Source organism: Sphingopyxis flava, from assembly GCF_900168005.1.
Taxonomy (GTDB): Bacteria; Pseudomonadota; Alphaproteobacteria; order Sphingomonadales; family Sphingomonadaceae; genus Sphingopyxis; species Sphingopyxis flava.
This window is the reverse complement of sequence record NZ_FUYP01000031.1, coordinates 1-18529: the sequence shown is the minus strand read 5'-3', so window position 1 is coordinate 18529 and position 18529 is coordinate 1. Positions and strand designations below refer to the sequence as shown.

Below are 18529 nucleotides of genomic sequence, written 5' to 3'. Positions count from 1 at the left end.
AGCCGCGAGAATTAATAGCGCATCCTGAGAGAGTTCTGGTGGATTTTGAGCTGCCTCCTTGCAAGTATGGGGGCTCATGGGGGGAACAGCTTTGAGCCTGAATCGCGACGAACATAACGGTGATATTGCACGAGAAGCATTGACCATCTTCGATCGCGTAGCGGCCGGCGCCAGGGCAGAACTTGCCCGTTTCAAGGGGCCATCGGCGGAGAGCCTCGCCCCTCTGAATACGCTGACGACCGAAAAAGCCGTCGCGAAGCTCAACGAGATCGGTCGGGAAATGCTCAATGGCCACCAAATCCTGTCCCGTGAACCCGCTATTGCCAGGGTGATCGCGGCGGATGAGGCGGACAAGCATACCACCTTCTAGGGGTTTGAGTAGCAACGGAACAGAAAACCTACATAAGGTGCCTCACGCGTTGTCGATGCCTGTGACGCTGGGATCGCGGAGCGGCCGAAGCTCCCCGCGTGCGACCATGTCGGGGATGGTGAAAGCATAGCGCCCGAGCATATTGATGTGTTTGGACCCAAGCGGCGAAAGGCGTGCGACGTCCTCGTCCAGGATTAGATGGCCTTCAGCGCGGAGCTGGTTGACCGCAGCGTCGATGTAGATCGTGTTCCAGAGCACGACCAGGTTGACGACCAGCCCGAGTGCGCCGAGTTGCTCCTCCTGTCCCTCGCGGTAGCGCTGGCGAAGTTCACCCCGCTTGCCGTGGAATATGGTGCGGGCAAGCTGGTGGCGGCTCTCGCCACGGTTGAGCTGGACCAGGATGCGGCGCCGGTAGGTCTCGTCATCAATGAACCGCAGCATGTAGAGCGACTTGATGAGGCGGCCGAGCTCCTGAAGGGCGCGCGCCAGCCTGGTGGGGCGATCATTGGTCTGAAGGACACGGGTGAGATCGGTCGCGCGCACGACGCCGAGTTTGAGCGATCCGGCCAGACGAAGGAGATCATCCCAATGCTCGACAATCAGCCTGACGTTGATCCTGTTCGCCGCAAGGTCATCCAGCGCGCCATAATCGGCCTTGCCATCGATACGCCAGAACCGCGCGCCGCCTATATCGGCAATTCGCGGCGAGAACTGGAGCCCGAGCAGGTGAAAGATGCCGAAGATCGTGTCGGTGTAGCCAGCTGTATCGGTCATGATCTCGCCGGGCTGCAATTCGGTTTCCTGGTCAAGCACGACGGCAAGCAGATAGAGGCTGTCGCGCAACGTGCCGGGGACCGTCACCGCATTCAGCCCGGAAAAGCGGTCGGAAACCAGATTGTACCAAGTGACGCCGCGTTCGCGCCCGAAATAGCGCGGGTTTGGGCCAGCATGGATCGTGCGCACCGGCACGGTGAACCGCAGTCCATCGGCAGAGGCGACCTCGCCGCCACCCCAGGCGCGGGTCAGTGGTATCCTGTTGTGGGCGGCGACCAGCAGCGCGTTGGCGGCGGTCAGCGTCTCGGCCCGTATGAAATTCTGCTTCACCCAGCTCAGCCGGGACCGGCGCAACGCCGACACTTCGGGACGGACAAGTGGCTCGAACCCGGTATTGGTGGCCTCTGCGACAAGCACCGCGCAGATCGTCGTCGCTATATCCTCGGCGCGTGCATTTCCCTCGCTGGCATGCGTAAATGCCGCCGCGAACCCGGTTCGCGCGTGCATCTCCAGAATCAGTTCGGGAAGATCCAGCTGTGGCAGCCGCGCATCGATCGCTTTGTGGAGATCGGTGAGGCTGAGCGGCTCGTCGATCCTGTCGAGTGGCGCGATGGAAAGCTCGGCACCGTTCGCCGTTCTCGTGATGGTCACGGCATCATTATCCGGCACACGCGCGGCCGTCTCGTGGTATGCGAGGTCAAGCCGCGCAGACAGCCTGGCGACTTCCTCATCGCCAGCGACCGCCACGCCGACCGTCCGGCATACGGTCGGTCGTGCCGCTTCCCAGGCGGCTCCTGTCAGGAGGCCTTTGCGCGGGTCGGCATAGCGAAGTGAGCGTACGGGAAAAACGTCGCGGCGCCGAATGGCGCGGCGTAGCCGGTCGATCGTACAAAGCCGGTATCCGGTCAGATCGAATGTACCGTCATCGCCCTTCAGCTGGCGGCCCCATGCCTTGGGGACGAACGATGTTGGTGCAGGTCCACGGCGCTTCTCGCCCCTGTGAACCCTTCGCAGATGGTCGACCGCATCGAGTAGTGGCTGTCCTGCGGGCGCGGCTGCAAGATCGAGCATTGCCAGCATCTTCGGCAGATAGCGCATCGTGCCGGCCTGCTGGCGCAACTCGACAAAGTAGCCCTCGTCGTTCGGCCGCGCGAGAAGGTTCACCTGTGCGACGGCGTCGGTCAGCGCTGCCCGGTCGACCAGCGCGAACACGGCCGCGCGCACTTGCACATCGCTGATGCTGTCATCGAGCAGCACGGCGCCGACATCGCGAAGCCGGAGCGATGCGGTATCGAGATCACGCAACGAGCGCATCCGGGCATCCCTGGCGTTAATGCGCGCGTTGGAGAACATCCTGGTCGACACCACGTCGAACAGGTCGATGATATCGTCGCTGGCCGACGCTTCGAGGGTGCGGATGAACGCAATCAGGGTGGCCGCGCGCCGATCGTCGGGAAGGCGGGCCACGGCCTGGGCCCGCGCGGCACCGGCAAATCGTGCCAAGGCGACCGCCTTACTGGGCGGCACGCGATCAAGTTCGGGCAAGCCCGCTGTAAAGGTGCGGATTTCGGTCAGCCGATCGACTGCACGGCTGATCTCGGGGCCGCTTTGCAGATATGGGCCGTCACGCAGTCGGTCGAGCGGGCTTTGCCGCCCGTCCCCGGTAACGGCGACCAGTGTGTCGAGCCGGGTGCGTTGCTCCGGCGTCAACCTGTCGATGAGGCGGCGATGAACGTGCGCCGCGACCCGCGTGCGGACTCGTGCGATATTGCGCTCCAGGACGGACAGGCCCGGCAACAGCACCTTGGATTCGATCAGCCATGTCGCTGCCGCATCGAAGAGCGCCGATGGCCGATCGGTGCCCGTCCAGCACAGCGCGTACAGGAAACGGTGCAATCGGAACGCGACGCTTGGATCGGAGAAAACTCGGTAGCCATAATGATCGCGGATGCGCGGACCGTGCCGCCATCGTCCCTTGGTCGCGCAATATTGGGCCATCAGTTCGCCCGGCTTGTCGATCGCCAGTTGGCTGCCTGCGAACCGCGTGACCGACGCCGGCGTCTGTGCCGGATCTTCGAGAAAGGTGCCGAGCAACCGCAAAGAGCCAAGCTGTACCGCGACGCCGAGCCGGTTGTGGTCGCCGCGGTGTGCGCTGATGAACGTCCGGTCTGCATCGTCGAGATGAAAATGACGCGCCAACTGGTCCGATGTCGGCTCGCCGACGAAGCGACCATAGCGCTGTGCCTGGTCATCCGAGAGAAAGCTGACTGGCACCGCTCGGCCTATGCCGCTATTTTGGACCGGACCCCACGCTTGCCCAGCAATTCGCTAGCACGCTCTCGAGGCTGACCTTTCGCATCGACATAGGCATAAAGCGTCGACACTGACACGCCGAGTTGGACCGCAACATCGCGTGCGGCATTGTCGCGGTCCGCCATCAGCGCCATCGCGGCCTTCAGCTTCTGCTTCGTCATGACCCGTGGCCGCCCGCCTGCACGGCCCCGCGCCCTGGCCGCAGCCAGCCCTGCCATGGTGCGCTCATGGATCAGGTCACGCTCGAACTCGGCCAGGGTCGCGAAAATACCGAATACCAACCGACCCGTAACGGCCCCTGTGCATTGTAGGGACACAGATTCACGGTAGGCATCGACGTCAGGGGTAGCCAACTATTTGCGCAGGTTCTCGATGCCAAGTTCGCGCCACATCCAGGTGAAGTCGTAGGTGGCCATCGGGTCGTTCGCGTCGAGTTGGCTGCTGCTGCGGTTTTCGAGATGCTTGAGCCACCCGGCTACTCGGTGCCGGCCTGCGGCCGTTTGAACGGCTGCGCGCGGGGTGATGTCGCCGAGTATGCCGATGGGTTCATCGAGCGTCGCGCGGTACTGACGGTCGAGCATGGCATGGATGAGCGGGGTTGCCACCTCTGGCGCAATGGCGGGTGCCGGTTCGGACATTGTCAGTCCCTCGGCCCGCGCCGCCATGGCCTGTTCGACCGTCTCGATCGTGGTCAGCGGCGAGCCGACCAACCCGGCTAGCGCATCGGTCATGAGCGCGGTGCCGCGTTTCGCCCGCTCGGCCGAGGTGACGGCGAGAATCAGGGCGCGGCCTTTCAATTCGACATTGCCGAGCACCGGGGTGCCGTCCGCCATCGTCACACCCCACGCCATACGCCCGGTGCTCTTCGCTATTCCGTTCGGTTCCTCGCCCAGCCAGTTCCAGAAGTGCGTGGTTTCCCGCTGAAGCGCAGGGATAGTATCGAGCCGCTCACCGACCAGCGCCTGGGTCACGCCGCGTGCGAAGGGAAAGCGCACGCGGTGGAACACCACTTCCTCGCCATCACTGTTGTGCAGCGTAGGGATCGACGCCGGTCCCATGGTCTTGGGAACGACATCGAACAGCCATGCCGTGCTGATGAGGGCTGGAAGCGCAGCAAGATCGTCGGCGTCTAGGTTCAACGCGGTGCGCGGGCTGCGCTTGCCCTTCGAGCGCCGCAGATCGGCGACGAGCGCCTCGGCCGCCTCCATCGTGAACGACAGCACGCCGCCCGACAGGAGGTGCTTGCCTCCGACCTGCACGACGCGGGCACCGATCCTGTCCCATTGCTTCAGCGTCTGCGAGGCGCTGCGCTCGGATACTCGAAGTGGCTCGTCGCCCTGGATCAGGTCGCGCACAAGGAAGCCGCTCCCGGGCTCGACCTCGCTGACTTCGTAGAGGCTCATCACCGACGATCGAAGGGCACGCAGGTAGATTTTGGTCGAGCCGCTCTCGTTCCAACCCCGGCGCCGAATATAGTCATCAACAATGTTCCGGTCCCCGGGTTCGATGGTGCGCGTGAGCAGATCCTCGAACGCGCATCCCCACAACACGCCGGCCCAATGATCGCCGACGATGTCTGCCAGCTCGTCCGCTTCGAAGTCGAACTCCTCCATCGCCAGACCGAGATGATCGCCGAGCGCCTCGCCCAGATGCTCGCCCCAGGCCGGCGAGGTGGCGAACTTCATGACGCCGGACAGATCGTGACCACGCTTCATGCCTGTTCCCTCTGCTGCTGACTGAATTGCTGGCGGTGCGCGGCGACGATGCGCGAGACCGTGGGTTCGCTGACGCCGTACAACCGTGCCATCTCGGCACCGGACTTGCGACCGGAGGTGACGGATTCGGCGATTTCGCGACGCTGCTTGTCGCCGAGCTTGCGCCGTCGTCCGCCGATCCGCCCTTCGGCACGTGCCTGGGCAAGGCCGGCGCTGGTGCGTTCGCGGATCATGGCCCGCTCGAACTCGGCGAAGCTTCCCACCATTTGCATCATCATCCGCCCTGCCGCGGTGGTGGTGTCGATCGCTTCGGTCAACGAACGAAAGCCCGCTCCCGCGAGCTCGATCCGCTCCATGATGTGCAGCATGTCCTTCAGGCTGCGCGACAGCCGGTCGAGCTTCCAGACGACGACGACATCTCCCTCGCGCAACTGCCCGATCATCTCCAGGAGCTTGGGTCGGTCCCATCGCCCGCCGCTAGCGGTCTCCTCGAATACACGTTTGCAGCCGAGCGCGTCGAGCGCGCGCCGCTGCGTGGCGTTCGACTGGTCGTCGCCCTTCGACACGCGGGCATAGCCGATCAGATAGGATTCGCGCGTCATCCAGCTTCTTTCACAAACGGCCGTATCCGGAGGTGGAAACAGGATGCACCAATTTCCGCAGCCTTGGGCCTTTCACAATCCTCTTTCATTAAGCGGGCAAAAGGCAAGAGGTTTTTGAAGGATGAAACATGCCCGCACGTATTCCGATGACCCAGCGGCAGCGCGCCGCATTGCTTGCTTTGCCCGACAGCGAGGCGGCGGTGGTGCGACACTATGGCCTCGATGCCGAGGACCTTGCTGCAATCGGCACCGCGCGCACTCCGGCAACCCGGTTGAGCTACGCCCTGCAACTCTGTTGCCTCCGCTTTCCGGGGCGGCATCTGCGCGCAGGCGAGCTGTTGCCTGCGATCATGCTCGACCATATCGCCGAGCAGGTCGGGGTGGATGCAGGCGCCATCGCCGACTTCGCGCGGCGAGCGCCGACCCGCTACGATCAGCTTGCCGCCATCAAGGCGCGCTTCGGCTTCACCGATCTGAGCCGGCCAGCGCGCGGTATCATGATGACCTGGCTGGAAATCGAAGCCATGCCCATCGTGGACGGGCGTATTCTGCTCGATCGACTGCTCGACGAGCTGCGCACGCGGCGCATCGTTATCCCCGGCATCAGCGTAGTCGAGCGGATGGCGGCCGAGGCGATGCTGCGGGTGGAAACCGATCTGGTCGCTGCAATCCATGATAAACTCGATGCGGATATGCGTCAGCGCCTCGATACGCTGGTCGATGAGAAGGTGCATGATCGACAGAGCCGCTTGTCGTGGCTGCGCGAACCACAGCCCCGCGTCGCGTCAGCCTCGCTCGCCGAAATCCTTGAGAAGGTCGCTCTGATCCGCAGGACCGGAATTTCCTGTGTTCCGGTCGATCCCCTGCACGAGCCACGCATGACGCAGTTCGCCCGCGAAGGCGTGCGCTATACCGCCCAGGCCTTCCAACAGATGCGCGCCTCCCGCAGGCGGGTCATCCTGCTTGCTACGCTGCGCGAGATGGAAGCCACGCTTACCGACGCGGCGATCGCCATGTTCGGCGCCTTGATGGGACGCGCTCACCTTCGTGCCCGCAAACGCCTGGAACAGGGAATCGCGATTTCGGGACGCGAAGGCCGTGACCGACTGATGCGCATCGCCACCGTGCTGGAAACAGTTAGCCGGGTAGCACGCACCGGTGAAGATATCGGCGCGGCCCTCAGGGATATCGTGCCTCTCGACATGCTCGATGCCGATGCCGCGATCATCCGTCGTACCGCGGCACCTCACAGGGACGATGTGTTGAGCGAGATCGCAGCCGAATACCGGACCTTCAAACGAATAGGACCTCTATTCCTGCAAACGCTCGATTTCCACGGCCGGGCCGGCACCGCGGCGTTGCGCAATGCGATGACGGTCCTGTCGGATCTTGATGGCGACTGGCGCAAGCCGCTCCCTGCCGACGTTCCGCTCGGTCATGTCGAGCGGCGCTGGCACCGCCATGTCGTGGTCGCCGGCAAGATCGACCGGACGCATTGGGAGATGGCCACCTACGGGGCGCTCGCCAATGCACTGGCATCGGGTGATATCTGGGTGCCGAGGTCACGGCTGCACAGGTCGCTGGAGGTGCTGCTCGCGCCATCAAGTGGCGCAGCGCTGCAACCGGTGTTCTCGCTCGGTGATCCACACGCATGGCTCGATCAGCGCGCCGCGCAACTCGACAAAGCCTTGTGCGACGTCGCCCAGAATCTGGCCGGACGTGATGCTGCCCTGTTCGCTGGCGAGCGATTGCGCTTCCCCAAGGAACTGAAGGACGATGATGCCGGGCACGACGAAGGACGGCATCTGACGCTTGCCTGCTACGGTATGCTGCCTGCCACGCGTATCACCGACGTGCTGTCGCAGGTCGAACGATGGACCGGCTTCACCCAGCACTTCGGGCACGTCTCGACCGGGTTGCCGCCTGGCGATGAGCAGGCCTTCCTCGCCACTCTGATTGCCGAAGCGACCAATCTTGGGCTGTCGCGCATGGCCGAGGTATGCGGCGCAGGGTCACGCCGCGCGCTGCTGCGCATGCAGACATGGCACATGCGCGAGGAAACCTTTCGGGCGGCGCTCGCCTGTCTGACCGACGCCATCCACGCCGAGCCGATCGCCGCCTGGTTTGGGCAAGGACACCGGGCTTCCGCGGATGGCCAGGCCTTCTACCTGGGCGGGCCGGGCGAAGCCGGCGGAGCGGTCAACGCCCATTATGGTCGCGACCCAGTGGTCAAGATCTACACCACCATCACCGACCGCTACGCGCCGCTGCACCAGACGGTGATCGCCGGCACGGCAGGAGAAGCCATCCATGCGCTCGATGGGCTCCTCGGCCATGACAGCAACGCCGATCTGACCGCGCTGCACGTCGATGGAGGCGGCGTTTCCGACATCGTGTTCGCAACGATGCATCTCCTCGGGCTCGATTTCGAGCCGCGCATTCCTCGCCTGTCCGACCGGCGCCTCTACGCATTCGAACCTTCGAAGCGCTATGGCAGGCTTGCGCCACTGTTCGGTCACAGGCTCAACCGGGATCTGATCGTCAGCCACTGGCCGGATATCGAACGCGTCATCGGCGCGATGCGTGATCGCACCGTTACGCCCTCGCTGATCCTCAAAAAGCTATCCGCCTACCGCCAGCAGAACAGCCTCGCCGCGGCGCTCCGCGAGGTAGGACGGATCGAGCGCACGCTGTTCACGTTGCGCTGGTTCGACGATCCGGCGCTACGCCGCACGGTCACCGCCGAGTTGAACAAGGGCGAGGCGCGCAACAGCCTGGCGCGAGCGGTCGCCTTCCATCGGCTCGGTCGCTTTCGCGACCGTGGCTTGGAGAACCAGCAAACCCGCGCGGCTGCCCTCAACCTCGTCACCGCAGCGATCATCCTGTTCAACTGTCGCTATCTTGGGCACGCCGTCGAAGAAATGCGCCGCCGCGGAAGCCAGATCGATCCGGCTATGCTGTCTCGGCTCTCACCATTGGGTTGGGATCGCATCAATCTCACCGGCGATTATGTCTGGTCCGATCACCTCGATCTCGACGCCAATGGCCTCATGCCGCTGCTCATCAAACCGCTACCGTGAATCTGTGTCCGCATAATGCACAGGGGCCAATCTTATGTGCTCATGTTCGTCACCGCCTCAAACCTTCGTTTGTGATCCATGCTGATCGGCTACGCCCGCGTGTCCAAAGCCGACGGCTCGCAGTCGCTCGACCTGCAGCACGATGCCCTTCGCGCTGCCGGTGTCGAGCCAGGCAATATCTATGATGATCGTGCATCCGGTAGCCGTGATGATCGCCCCGGTCTTGCCGCCTGCCTGAAATCGTTGCGCGACGGCGATGTCCTCATCGTTTGGAAGCTCGACCGGCTCGGCCGAACGCTCACCCACCTGGTCAGCACGGTGCAGAATCTGTCGGATCGCGGTATCGGTCTGCGGGTGCTCACCGGCAAGGGCGCGCAGATCGACACCACGACGCCATCGGGCCGGATGGTGTTCGGCATTTTTGCCACACTGGCGGAGTTTGAGCGGGATATGATCCGCGAGCGCACCATGGCTGGCCTGGCCGCTGCCCGCGCGCGGGGACGCAAGGGTGGCCGCAAGTTCGCCCTCTCCAAGGCCCAGGTGCGGCTCGCTCAGGCTGCTATGGCCCAACGCGACACGTCCGTTTCCGACCTCTGCAAGGAACTCGGGATCGAGCGCGTCACTCTCTACCGCTATGTCGGTCCCAACGGGGAACTCCGGGATTACGGTCAGCGTGTAGCGCGACGATCTGGATGAGAAGTTAGCGACGATCAGGATGAGAAGCGCTGACCGCGACGGTGCCGTTTTGATGTGTTTAATTGTCGCTGGCAAGGCCTATGTCGCAGGTTGATTGTCGTGGAGCGACAGGCCGGTATTTTTGATTGTCGCGACCTTTGCGGGCCGACCTGCGCCGTGCTGCTTTCGGTCGATCGCGGCGCGCCGCCGATAGCTTTCGACGTTCATTTCGAAGATGGTGGCGTGGTGCACGAGGCGATCGACAGCGGCCAGCGTCATGGCGGGATCGGGGAAGACCCGGTTCCATTCGCCGAACGGCTGGTTGGCGGTAATCAGCAGCGAACGCCGCTCGTATCGCGCGCTGATCAGCTCGAACAGGACCGAGGTTTCGGCTTGGTCCTTGGCGACGTAAGCCAGATCGTCCAGGATCAGCAGATCGAAGCGATCGAGCCGATTGATCGCGTTTTCGAGCGTAAGCTCGCGGCGCGCAACCTGCAGTTTCTGGACGAGGTCGGAGGTCCGGACGAACAGCACGCGCCAGCCCTTTTCGATGAGCGCCAGTCCGATCGCCGACGACAGGTGCGATTTGCCCCCGCCGGGCGGGCCGAACAGGATCAGGTTCGCGCCGTTTTCGAGCCAGCTGTCTCCGGCGCAGATCGCCATGACCTGCGCCTTCGATATCATCGGCACCGCGTCGAAGTCGAACGTATCGAGCGTCTTTCCCGGCAACAGCTTTGCTTCCGCCAGATGCCGCTCCATCCGGCGGCGACCGCGTTCGGCGATCTCATGCTCGGTGATGGCGCTGAGGAACCGTGCCGCCGGCCAGCCCTCCTTGTCGGACCGATCGGCGAACGTCGGCCAGAGCTGCTTGATTGTCGGAAGCCGCAGCTCATTGAGCATCAGGGTGAGCTTGGTCGCATCGATGCCCTGGGTCATGCCATTTCCTCCGCGCGAGGAGCCAGCAGCGCTTCATAGGCGCTCAGCGGGACGAGCTCGACGATAACCTCGGGTAAAGCCGCGGGGTCGGGCGCGAACCGCGCACGCAGCGCTGCCATGTCCGGCATGCCCTGCGGCGTCGCCAGCAGGGATTCCAGCACGCCAGCAAGCTCGGCCTCGCAGGCCCGCTCATGTGCAAGGCTGAGCAACTCGACCATCGTCCGGCACGCCATCCGATCGGCGAGCCGCTCGATCAGCCGGTCGAACATGCGCCGATAGGCCTCGCGCGGGAAGAGCTGGTCACGGTAAACGAGGTTCAGCAACGCCATCGGCTTACGCCGCAGCGCATGGATCACATGGCGATAATCGACGACATGATCATGCTTGCCTTTGCGGTCGGCGCGACCGCGCGGCAGAGTGAACAGGGGCGTGCCGCCGAGGAAGAGCTCAAGCCGGTCGTCGTAAAGCCGTACCCGCAGCCGGTGACCGATCAGCCGCGACGGCACCGTGTAGAAGACCTTGCGCAGCGTGAACCCGCCCGAGGAGGTGACCATGACGAGCACCTCTTCATAATCGCTGGTGCGCATGCCCGGCAGCGACTGAAGCACCGCCCGCTCGGCGTCGATGCGCTTCGCGCTCCGGGCATTCTTGCGCGCGACGATCTCGTCGATGAAGCGTCGATATTCCGCAAGCTCGCCAAAGTCGACCGATCCGCGCATCAGCAGGGCATCACGCACTGCCGCCTTCAGATGCCCGTGCGCGCTTTCTATCGCGCCATTCTCGTGCGCAACGCCGCGGTTGTTGCGGCTCGGCTCCATCCGGTAATGGCGGCACAGCGCGTCATATCTGTGCGTCAGATCATCGCGCGCCGATGCATCCAGATTGCGGAACGCCGCCGACAGGCTGTCGCTGCGATGTTCACGCGGCGCCCCGCCCAGCGCCCACAGCGCATTTTGCAGACCCTCCGCCAGCGCGACATAACTCTCGCCGCCAAGGATCACATGGGCATGCTCGAAGCCCGAACAGGCGAGCCGGAAGTGATACAGCCGGTGGTCGAGCTCGACCCCCGCGATCCGTACACCCAGATCGGCCATGTCCGTAAAATCCGACAGCCCCATCCGCCCCGGCTCGTGCACCTGGCGGAAGATCACATCGCGATCCGGGCCTTGCAGCGCCCGCCAACTGCGGATCCGACGCTCCATCGTCCGCCGCACTCCATCGGGAAGCTCAGGATGACGACGCTGCATTTCTTCGAACACCGCGACGGCGCGGATTCCCGGCGCACTCTCCAGAAGCGGTACAACCTCGCTATCGAAGATATCCGCCAGCGGATCGGGGCGACGGCGACCGCGCGGCGCCTTCTTTTGCGACGGCAACTGCGCATCCTGCTCCAGCCGATAGGCCGTCGCCGTGCTGAACGCCGCGCACGCCGCCGCTGAACGCGGCGACACTGTCTGTCTCATCTTCATATATAATCTCACCTGATGATCGTTGATATGGCTCCCAGGCACCGCTTCTCCCCTTCAGAAGGAGGCGCCACCTGACAGGTCACGATCACCAAAAGCGCCCTTCCAGAAGAAAAGGCGCTCGCGGCGGTGTGTCTGTCGCTCCTCGGGGCTTCGCCCCTCGTCCCGACAGACACACCGCCGCCTTTCTCATCTAGATTGTCGCGCTGTTCTCACCTTGATTGTCGCGCAGCAGTCAGCGCGTGCTTGCTGCCAAAACGCGATGATGATGACGGGAGCCCCGATCAAACTTACCCAAGCGGACGCCGCAGACGTTGCAGACCTGTACAACCGTTGCAGCGACTATTTCCTGTTGCAGGACGGGGCCGCGCCCACGCTGGACGATGCTCGCGAGCTTTTCTCCGATGTGCCGCCCGAAAAGAGCGCCCACAATCAAGCTGTCCTGGGATGGAAGGGGCCTGGCGGCCTATATGCAATCGCGGCCATCCTCCGCGATTATCCGCGTGATGGCACATGGTATCTCGGCTTCATGATCGTAGATGCCGCACAGCGTGGTCGTGGCGTCGGACGCTCAATTTACTCGACGGTCGAAAGCTGGGCCGCTGCGAGAGGTGCCACAGAGATTCGGTTGGCCGTGCTGGAAGCGAATGAAGCGGCAGAGCGATTTTGGCGTTCTCTCGGCTTCATTGAGTATCGGCGCGTTGGGCCAGACACCTTCAAAATGCGTAGCCATCGCCGGATAGAACTGAGCCGTCGCCTTTCTGGCGCGACCGTAGAAGGCAGCAACAAGTAAGATCTCGCGCCGGCTATCTGGGCGAGCTTGGCGTAGGATTCCGCCCCCTCCCGCAAACGCCCCCTACTTTCTTAATTGTTGAATTGATCGGCTGGGCGATTCCGTACCTTGGAGCGGCGCCAAGAAGGCCGTATCAGACGGATGTCAGCGATGAAGAGTGGAGCTTTGCTGCGCCGTACCTTGCTTGCCTTCATGGCCGAGGACGCTCCGCACCGCGATCCATTGCCTTAACGAACTGAGGGCTTGGCACTCCGGGGCGTCCACACACGCTCTCAGGCTGGTACTGCTACGGTGCTGTCTTGGCTGCCTCCGCCGCCTGCGTAAGCATGGGGCATAGACCAAGGGCAGGATCAGGATCACCACGTCTGCGGCACCGAGATAAGCGATGAAGCGATGGATGGGGGAATCCGGTTCGCTAACACCAGGCAAGACGCCACAGCCCATCCGTCAGGCAACATTGACTCCAGTTGCCGTTACGCGGGTCAGCAAGGATTTGAGCCGGTCTGGAAGGACGGTGCCAAGGCCTCGAACGGTTCGGCCCCGCAACAGCGGCAGCCCATCCTGCAGATCCTGCAGCGCGCAAACCAGTCGTGCTCGCGAGAGACATACCGGCCGTCGCCACGCCGTAGCGCTCGGCATGCACTGACGCTGCGATATCGCAGTCAGGAGAGAGCGCAACACCGGCGCTGCGCCGTCTGGTGCGGTGACTCTCCGAAGCGTTGCCGGTAGTAGGCGGCGAATCGGCCGAGGTGGCCGAATCCGTAGAACAGGGCTGTCTCGGTGATGTTGGCACTCGGGTGCTCGGATAGCCACGCATGGACAGCATCCAGGCGCATGTCTCGTAGCAACTCCATGGGGCTCATCTGCCGGTGACGTTGACAGGTCTGCTGCAGGACCCGGGCGCTGACGCCGGCCGCACCTGATAGGTCTGCCAGTCCGATAGGCGCCCCAAGGCGCTCACGCATATAGTCTTCCATGGCCTGAAGCCGGGCGATGGGGTCGCGCGCAACGAAGTTCCGATCGCTCGACTCGCGCGGCAAACTACAGGAACTGGCCGCGCGCAGCAGCGAAGCCAAGCCCTGCTCGATATGCTCCACCCACGCGGCGGGCTCTCCCGCGCAGGTCGGTGCGGACGACGCGCCCAGCAACACCTGGACCAGCAGCAGCCACTGCGTATCCAGCCCTGCTGGCAAAGTCGCAAGTGGTGCCATCGGTGCGATACCACCCGCCTCGATCATGTCGCGCGGAATTTTCAGGATGAGTTGCTCACACCCCGCCTCCCAGCGCATGCGCCAATTTCGCCGTGGGGCCATCCAGCCGGTGCGCCCTTGGGGCAATACCATATGCTGGCCGTCAACGCTCAATTCTGCGGCGCCTCTGATCGAATGATGCACCACGATGAACTCCTCGCTCGGTCTTGGTGCAATTTCGACCTCTGCACCATAGCGAAAGGAGAACAGGGTTAGGCGCCGCGCGCGTGCCTTGTACAAAGCCGCATCGACGTTGCCCGAACGCCATGTCAGGCTATGGTCGGCCAACTCTCGCGCTGCCGCGTCATGCATGCGCACGGCCTGATGGGACTGGAATACACGTTGTCGGTAAAGGGCGTCGAAATTCCTCGGAGGAGAGTAGGACAGATGCGCCATCGCAACCTCGTGGTGGTGGTGGTGTTGTTGTGTTCACTCCGCCCGGCTGTGCGGCTGGAGTGGCCAACGCCTGGGGCGTCAACTTGTATCAAAAGAAAATTCCATGCCAACCTCCTCAAGCGGAAGGCGGGCGTCCGTGGTACGCATCGCGCAGCAATGCAAGCAATGCGTCTCGATCCAGTTCCCGCGGATTGGGATAGCGGTCCTGCAATGCCAGGTCGCCAACATGCTCAATATCCTCCTCGCGCATTCCGAGATCGCGCAAGGCCACGGGTGCGCCATTGTCGCGAGCCAATTCGTACAAGGCCGTGGGTGGATCGTCATGCCCCAGGGCAATGCGCAGCACACGCATTGCGTCTGGCACCGCGCGCGCGTTATAGGCCAGCGCGTGGGGCAGCACGACCGTATGGGTCTGGGCATGAGGGAGATCGAGCGTTCCTCCCAGCGTGTGGCACAGCTTGTGGTGCAATGCCATACTGACGTTGCCAAGCACGCTCGCGCAGAGCCAAGCGCCATAAAGCGCGTCGCCGCGAGCCTGAAGATCTCTTGGTGATTGATACATTCTGGAAATCGCGCGTACCGTCGCTGCGATTCCTTCCTGGGCCATGATGGTAAGCAGCGGCGTGGCATCTGGCGCATACAGGCCTTCAACTGCATGGGCTATTGCATTGATCGCGCTGGTCACGCTGATGCTAAGGGGTAGCTCTAGGGTCAGCCGGGGCTCGTAGATAACTGCACGGGGCATGACACGCGCGTCGCGGCCGGTTTTCTTGACGCCACCCTCTGTGATACCGAAGATGGACGTCATCTCGCTACCTGCATATGTCGTGGGCACAGCGACGATGGGCAACTCTGTACGGAGCGCCACGATCTTAGCGAGTCCGATAGTAGATCCCCCACCAATCGCAATGACGCCATTAGCCTCACTCGTGCGCGCAATCTTGCAGGCCTCCTCAGCCACCAAAGCGGGTACATGCATGGTCGCACCATCGTAGAAGGCTGCCACGTGGCCGATGACCGGCTCGGCTACTTGCCGTCCCAGGGGCGCCTGCTCAGGCGTGGTCAACACGAGCGCCCGGTCAATGCCGAGACGTTCCAGTTCCTGCGGCAATCGGGCGAGGCTGTCGGGTCCAAAAATCACCCGCGGGGAACGATAGTCGTGAATGAAATTCATGGCTTCTTGCTCTGCAAGGGCGCCAGGAAATCCAGTGTACGTTCGTTGGCCAACGCCGCGGCACTCGCCACATAGCCCGAACTGCTCGTCCTGGCGAACGAGTGTCCGGCCTCTTCGTACCAGTGCACTTGCAGCAATGGATTGGCACCGAAGCCTTCAGTAATCAGCTGGCGGCTTGGCGCGGGCACGAAGTGGTCTTGGCCGCCCATGTGAAACAACGCCGGATGCTTGACTTCCGGGACCTTGTTGAGCTGCTTCTCCAGTCCAACACCGTAGTAGCCTACGGCGCGATCCACGTATCCTTTGGCGGCCACTAGAAAGGCAAGCGCACCGCCCAGGCAATACCCCACCAATCCCACCTTGCCGTTGCTGTAGGGTTGGTGTCGCGCATAGCGGATAGCAGCCTCCAGATCGCCCACGCCGGCCTCCATGTCGAAGGCCTGCCAGAGCTTGTAGGCTTGCTCTCTCTGCGCCTCATCCTGCGGATCGAGTGCTGTACCTGGCGCCTGGCGCGCGTACAGATCAGGGCAAACTGCCGCATACCCCTGGTCGACCAGCCATGACACCGTTTCTCGCATGAACGCGTTCACACCAAATATTTCTTGAGCGATCACAATCACGGGAGCGGGCGCTTTGGCCGGCGAGCCCACGAGCGCGCCGAATGTATGCCCGTCATACGATTGAATCGATATCCCTTCAGTCAACATCTTCATCTCTCCGATTACAGTTCATTGGGTGTTGAGTCGATGGTGGACGATCAACTGGCCCCATCGGTCGATCTCGTTGTCCCATAAGACGCCCAGAGCTTGCGATGTTCCCCCCTGCGCTGAAGCGCCGATATCCGCCAGCGCCTTTTGTACCTCCGGGGTCTTCAGTGCTTCATTCATTGCTGTGTTGAGCACCTTGACGATGTCCGGCGAGGTACGTGACGGCACAAATAAGCCAAACCATGTCAGGACCTCGAACTTCGGAAGGTCGGCTGCTTGCGCCAGGGGAGGAATCCCAGGCAATGAGGGCGCGGGTTGCAAGCTGGTGACACCCAGCGCACGCACCCGTCCAGATTTGATAAACGACTGCTGTGCGGTGATCGAATCGACCATCATGGAGACTCGCCCCGCGATCAGGTCGGCGGCAGCTGGCGTGCTCCCTTTGTAGGGCACGTGGAGCAGGTCAACCCCGGCCTGAGCGGCCAGCAGAGCGGCCGCCAGATGGATCGACGTCCCCATGCCTGCAGAGGCGAATGACACCTTACCGGGGTTGGCCTTTGCGTACGCTAGTAGGCTCCTGGCATCCTTGTATGGGGAATCAGCCGGCACCACTAGAACGCTGGGGATAGTTGCCAACAGCGCCACGGGGGCAAATGCTTTCCGAGCATCGTAGGCGACGTTCGGATAAAACCACTTGCCCACTGCCAGCCCTGTCGAGTTCACCAGCAGCGTATAACCGTCAGCCGGGGAGCGCGCGACCTACGCGCTGCCGATGATCCCGCCCGCGCCCGGACGATTCTCCACTGTCACCGGCTGCCCCAGCGTTTGCGACACGCGCTGGGCCAAGACACGAGAAACCATGTCGATTGCACCGCCCGGCGGGAATGGAACGATCCATCGAATGGGCTTGCTCGGGTAGTCTGCAGCACTCGCCGTTACTGCCAGCAAGCTCAAGCCTACGCAGCCTAGCCAGACGACCAAACGAATTGATAAACGAGACAACATGGTGATTTTCCCCTAACTGACTTCAATCAACCCGCGCGGGTGAAGTGGCGCAGCTTGTCCGGATCGATATCAACACCCAACCCAGGACCCGAGGGCAACCGAATCTCGAAGTCCTTGATCTCGAGTTGGGTCTGCGTAAGCGTGTCGGCTAACACCCAGGGCCCTAGCAGTTCACATCCGAAGGGCATCGTCGGCAATGTGGCATACACATGGAGAGCAGCAGCGGTGCCGATTGATGAATCCAACATGGTGCCCCCATAGGACGCAATGCCCGAGGCTTCCGCGATCGCAGCGACCTTGAGGGTATTTGCCACCCCGCCCATGTTGCACAGCTTCAGCGAGAAGGCGTCGACGCAATGATGGCGCGCCAGTTCGAAGGCGGACGCCAGCGAGCTCAGGCTTTCATCGGCCAGGATGGCCACCCCGTTGTCGGCCGACAGGCGCCGAAGCGCATCGAAGTTGCTGCGTGCCACCGGCTGTTCGACCAGTTCGACACCGGCCGCCTCCAGGCGCGGAATCCACACCGATGCCGTGTTCTCATCCCAGGCCTGGTTGATATCGACCCGCACCGCAGCACGGTCACCGACGCGCTCGATAATCTTCTCGATATGGCGCAAATCATCTGCCGGGGAGCGCACGCCAAGCTTGATCTTGAACCGGTTGTGCCGGCGCCGCTCGATCATTTCCTCGGCGATTGCGATGTCCCGCTGCGTGTCGCCGCTCGCCAGGGTCCAGGCAATGGGGATGCCCTGCTGGATCGCGCCGCCGATCAAATCGCTCAGCGGCAGGTTCAGAGAGCGTGCCTTCAGATCATGCAGCGCAACGTCGATGGCCGCCTTGGCCGAATAGTTTCCGGTTACGGCGCGCTCCATTAAGTGCTGGAGCTCTCGCAGATTTGTCGCGTCCTTGCCGATCAGGAGCGGCGCCAAGTACGTTTCGATGATGACCTTGATGGTTTCAGCGCATTCGGAACTCCAAGTCGGCCCACCTACGCTGCTGCCCTCGCCGATGCCGACAAGCCCGCCCGCACGGATCTGCACGATCGCATAGCTCTGCTTCTGCACCGTGGTAAACGACATCTGGATGGGACGCGAAGCTGGGACGTCCACCAGCGTCACATCGATCGCTTCGATCTTCATGCCACTGTCTCCGTAGCCGACTTGCGTTGCTCGGCCTGCTCACGCTCGATTACGAAGTCCAGGGTCATGACCCGCACCCCGTCCTCGATCGTCTCGGGCGTAATCAGGTCGGGGGTGACGCCGTGACAGCAGTC

Annotated in this window: 14 protein-coding genes and 2 pseudogenes; 4 read left to right on the top strand and 12 right to left on the bottom strand. The window is 62.9% G+C overall.

The window, feature by feature from the left end; genetic code table 11:
• Window positions 1–91: 91 nt before the first annotated feature.
• A complete protein-coding gene (locus tag B5X69_RS17520) occupies window positions 92–370 on the top strand; it encodes a hypothetical protein (RefSeq protein ID WP_021224474.1) in 279 nt (92 codons plus the stop codon).
• A gap of 42 nt (window positions 371–412) precedes the next feature.
• Here the strand turns inward: B5X69_RS17520 and B5X69_RS17515 are convergent, their stop codons facing one another.
• The 5 genes and pseudogenes from B5X69_RS17515 to B5X69_RS17505 form a co-directional block, all read right to left on the bottom strand.
• Window positions 413–3418 carry a Tn3 family transposase gene (locus B5X69_RS17515; protein ID WP_021224475.1) on the bottom strand — a complete coding sequence of 1002 codons (3006 nt, stop codon included), beginning with the start codon at window positions 3416–3418 and terminating at the stop codon, window positions 413–415.
• 8 nt (window positions 3419–3426) lie between these two features.
• Entirely contained in the window at window positions 3427–3618 is a 192-nt protein-coding gene (locus B5X69_RS22500) for a helix-turn-helix domain-containing protein (protein WP_425441529.1), read from the bottom strand.
• A 33-nt stretch (window positions 3619–3651) separates the two neighbouring features.
• Window positions 3652–3774 (bottom strand): annotated as a pseudogene (locus B5X69_RS22495) (recombinase family protein); the annotation flags it as partial.
• Between the two features lie 36 nt (window positions 3775–3810).
• Window positions 3811–5172, bottom strand: a complete 1362-nt coding sequence (locus B5X69_RS17510; RefSeq protein WP_021226801.1) for a DUF7986 domain-containing protein — start codon at window positions 5170–5172, stop codon at window positions 3811–3813.
• Window positions 5169–5774: a recombinase family protein gene (locus B5X69_RS17505; protein ID WP_021226800.1), complete on the bottom strand. Its 606-nt coding sequence runs from the start codon at window positions 5772–5774 to the stop codon at window positions 5169–5171. The genes B5X69_RS17510 and B5X69_RS17505 overlap by 4 nt, the downstream gene beginning before the upstream one ends.
• Before the next feature lie 128 nt (window positions 5775–5902).
• On the opposite strand from B5X69_RS17505, the gene B5X69_RS17500 reads away from it, so the two are divergent.
• Together B5X69_RS17500 and B5X69_RS17495 are read left to right on the top strand one after the other, a co-directional pair.
• Window positions 5903–8854: a Tn3 family transposase gene (locus tag B5X69_RS17500; RefSeq protein ID WP_021226799.1), complete on the top strand. Its 2952-nt coding sequence runs from the start codon at window positions 5903–5905 to the stop codon at window positions 8852–8854.
• Window positions 8855–8932: 78 nt separating this feature from the next.
• A complete protein-coding gene (locus tag B5X69_RS17495) occupies window positions 8933–9550 on the top strand; it encodes a recombinase family protein (RefSeq protein WP_079639879.1) in 618 nt (205 codons plus the stop codon).
• Between the two features lie 78 nt (window positions 9551–9628).
• Here B5X69_RS17495 and istB read toward each other — a convergent pair whose 3' ends face one another.
• Together istB and istA are read right to left on the bottom strand one after the other, a co-directional pair.
• Window positions 9629–10465 (bottom strand): IS21-like element helper ATPase IstB, encoded by an 837-nt coding sequence (istB, locus tag B5X69_RS17490; RefSeq protein ID WP_067182650.1) that lies wholly within the window; start codon window positions 10463–10465, stop codon window positions 9629–9631.
• Window positions 10462–11976: an IS21 family transposase gene (gene istA / locus B5X69_RS17485; protein ID WP_079639878.1), complete on the bottom strand. Its 1515-nt coding sequence runs from the start codon at window positions 11974–11976 to the stop codon at window positions 10462–10464. Before istA ends, istB begins: the two co-directional genes overlap by 4 nt.
• Before the next feature lie 223 nt (window positions 11977–12199).
• Here istA and B5X69_RS17480 point away from each other — a divergent pair, with 223 nt between their 5' ends.
• The gene (locus B5X69_RS17480; RefSeq protein WP_011607966.1) at window positions 12200–12724 is read left to right on the top strand and encodes a GNAT family N-acetyltransferase; all 525 of its coding nucleotides are present in this window, start codon (window positions 12200–12202) and stop codon (window positions 12722–12724) included.
• A 662-nt stretch (window positions 12725–13386) separates the two neighbouring features.
• On the opposite strand, the gene B5X69_RS17475 is transcribed toward B5X69_RS17480, so the two are convergent.
• From B5X69_RS17475 to B5X69_RS17455, 5 genes and pseudogenes are all read right to left on the bottom strand, one after another.
• Window positions 13387–14370 (bottom strand): AraC family transcriptional regulator, encoded by a 984-nt coding sequence (locus B5X69_RS17475; protein ID WP_011489358.1) that lies wholly within the window; start codon window positions 14368–14370, stop codon window positions 13387–13389.
• Between the two features lie 115 nt (window positions 14371–14485).
• The gene (locus tag B5X69_RS17470; protein WP_011489357.1) at window positions 14486–15544 is read right to left on the bottom strand and encodes a maleylacetate reductase; all 1059 of its coding nucleotides are present in this window, start codon (window positions 15542–15544) and stop codon (window positions 14486–14488) included.
• Window positions 15541–16257, bottom strand: coding sequence for a dienelactone hydrolase family protein (locus tag B5X69_RS17465; RefSeq protein WP_021224467.1), 717 nt, complete (start codon window positions 16255–16257; stop codon window positions 15541–15543). Before B5X69_RS17465 ends, B5X69_RS17470 begins: the two co-directional genes overlap by 4 nt.
• Window positions 16258–16272: 15 nt before the next feature.
• Window positions 16273–17112, bottom strand: a pseudogene (locus B5X69_RS17460) (Bug family tripartite tricarboxylate transporter substrate binding protein).
• A 170-nt stretch (window positions 17113–17282) separates the two neighbouring features.
• Complete coding sequence (locus B5X69_RS17455; protein WP_011489354.1) at window positions 17283–18395, bottom strand: muconate cycloisomerase family protein; 1113 nt, start codon at window positions 18393–18395, stop codon at window positions 17283–17285.
• Between the last annotated feature and the right edge of the window lie 134 nt (window positions 18396–18529).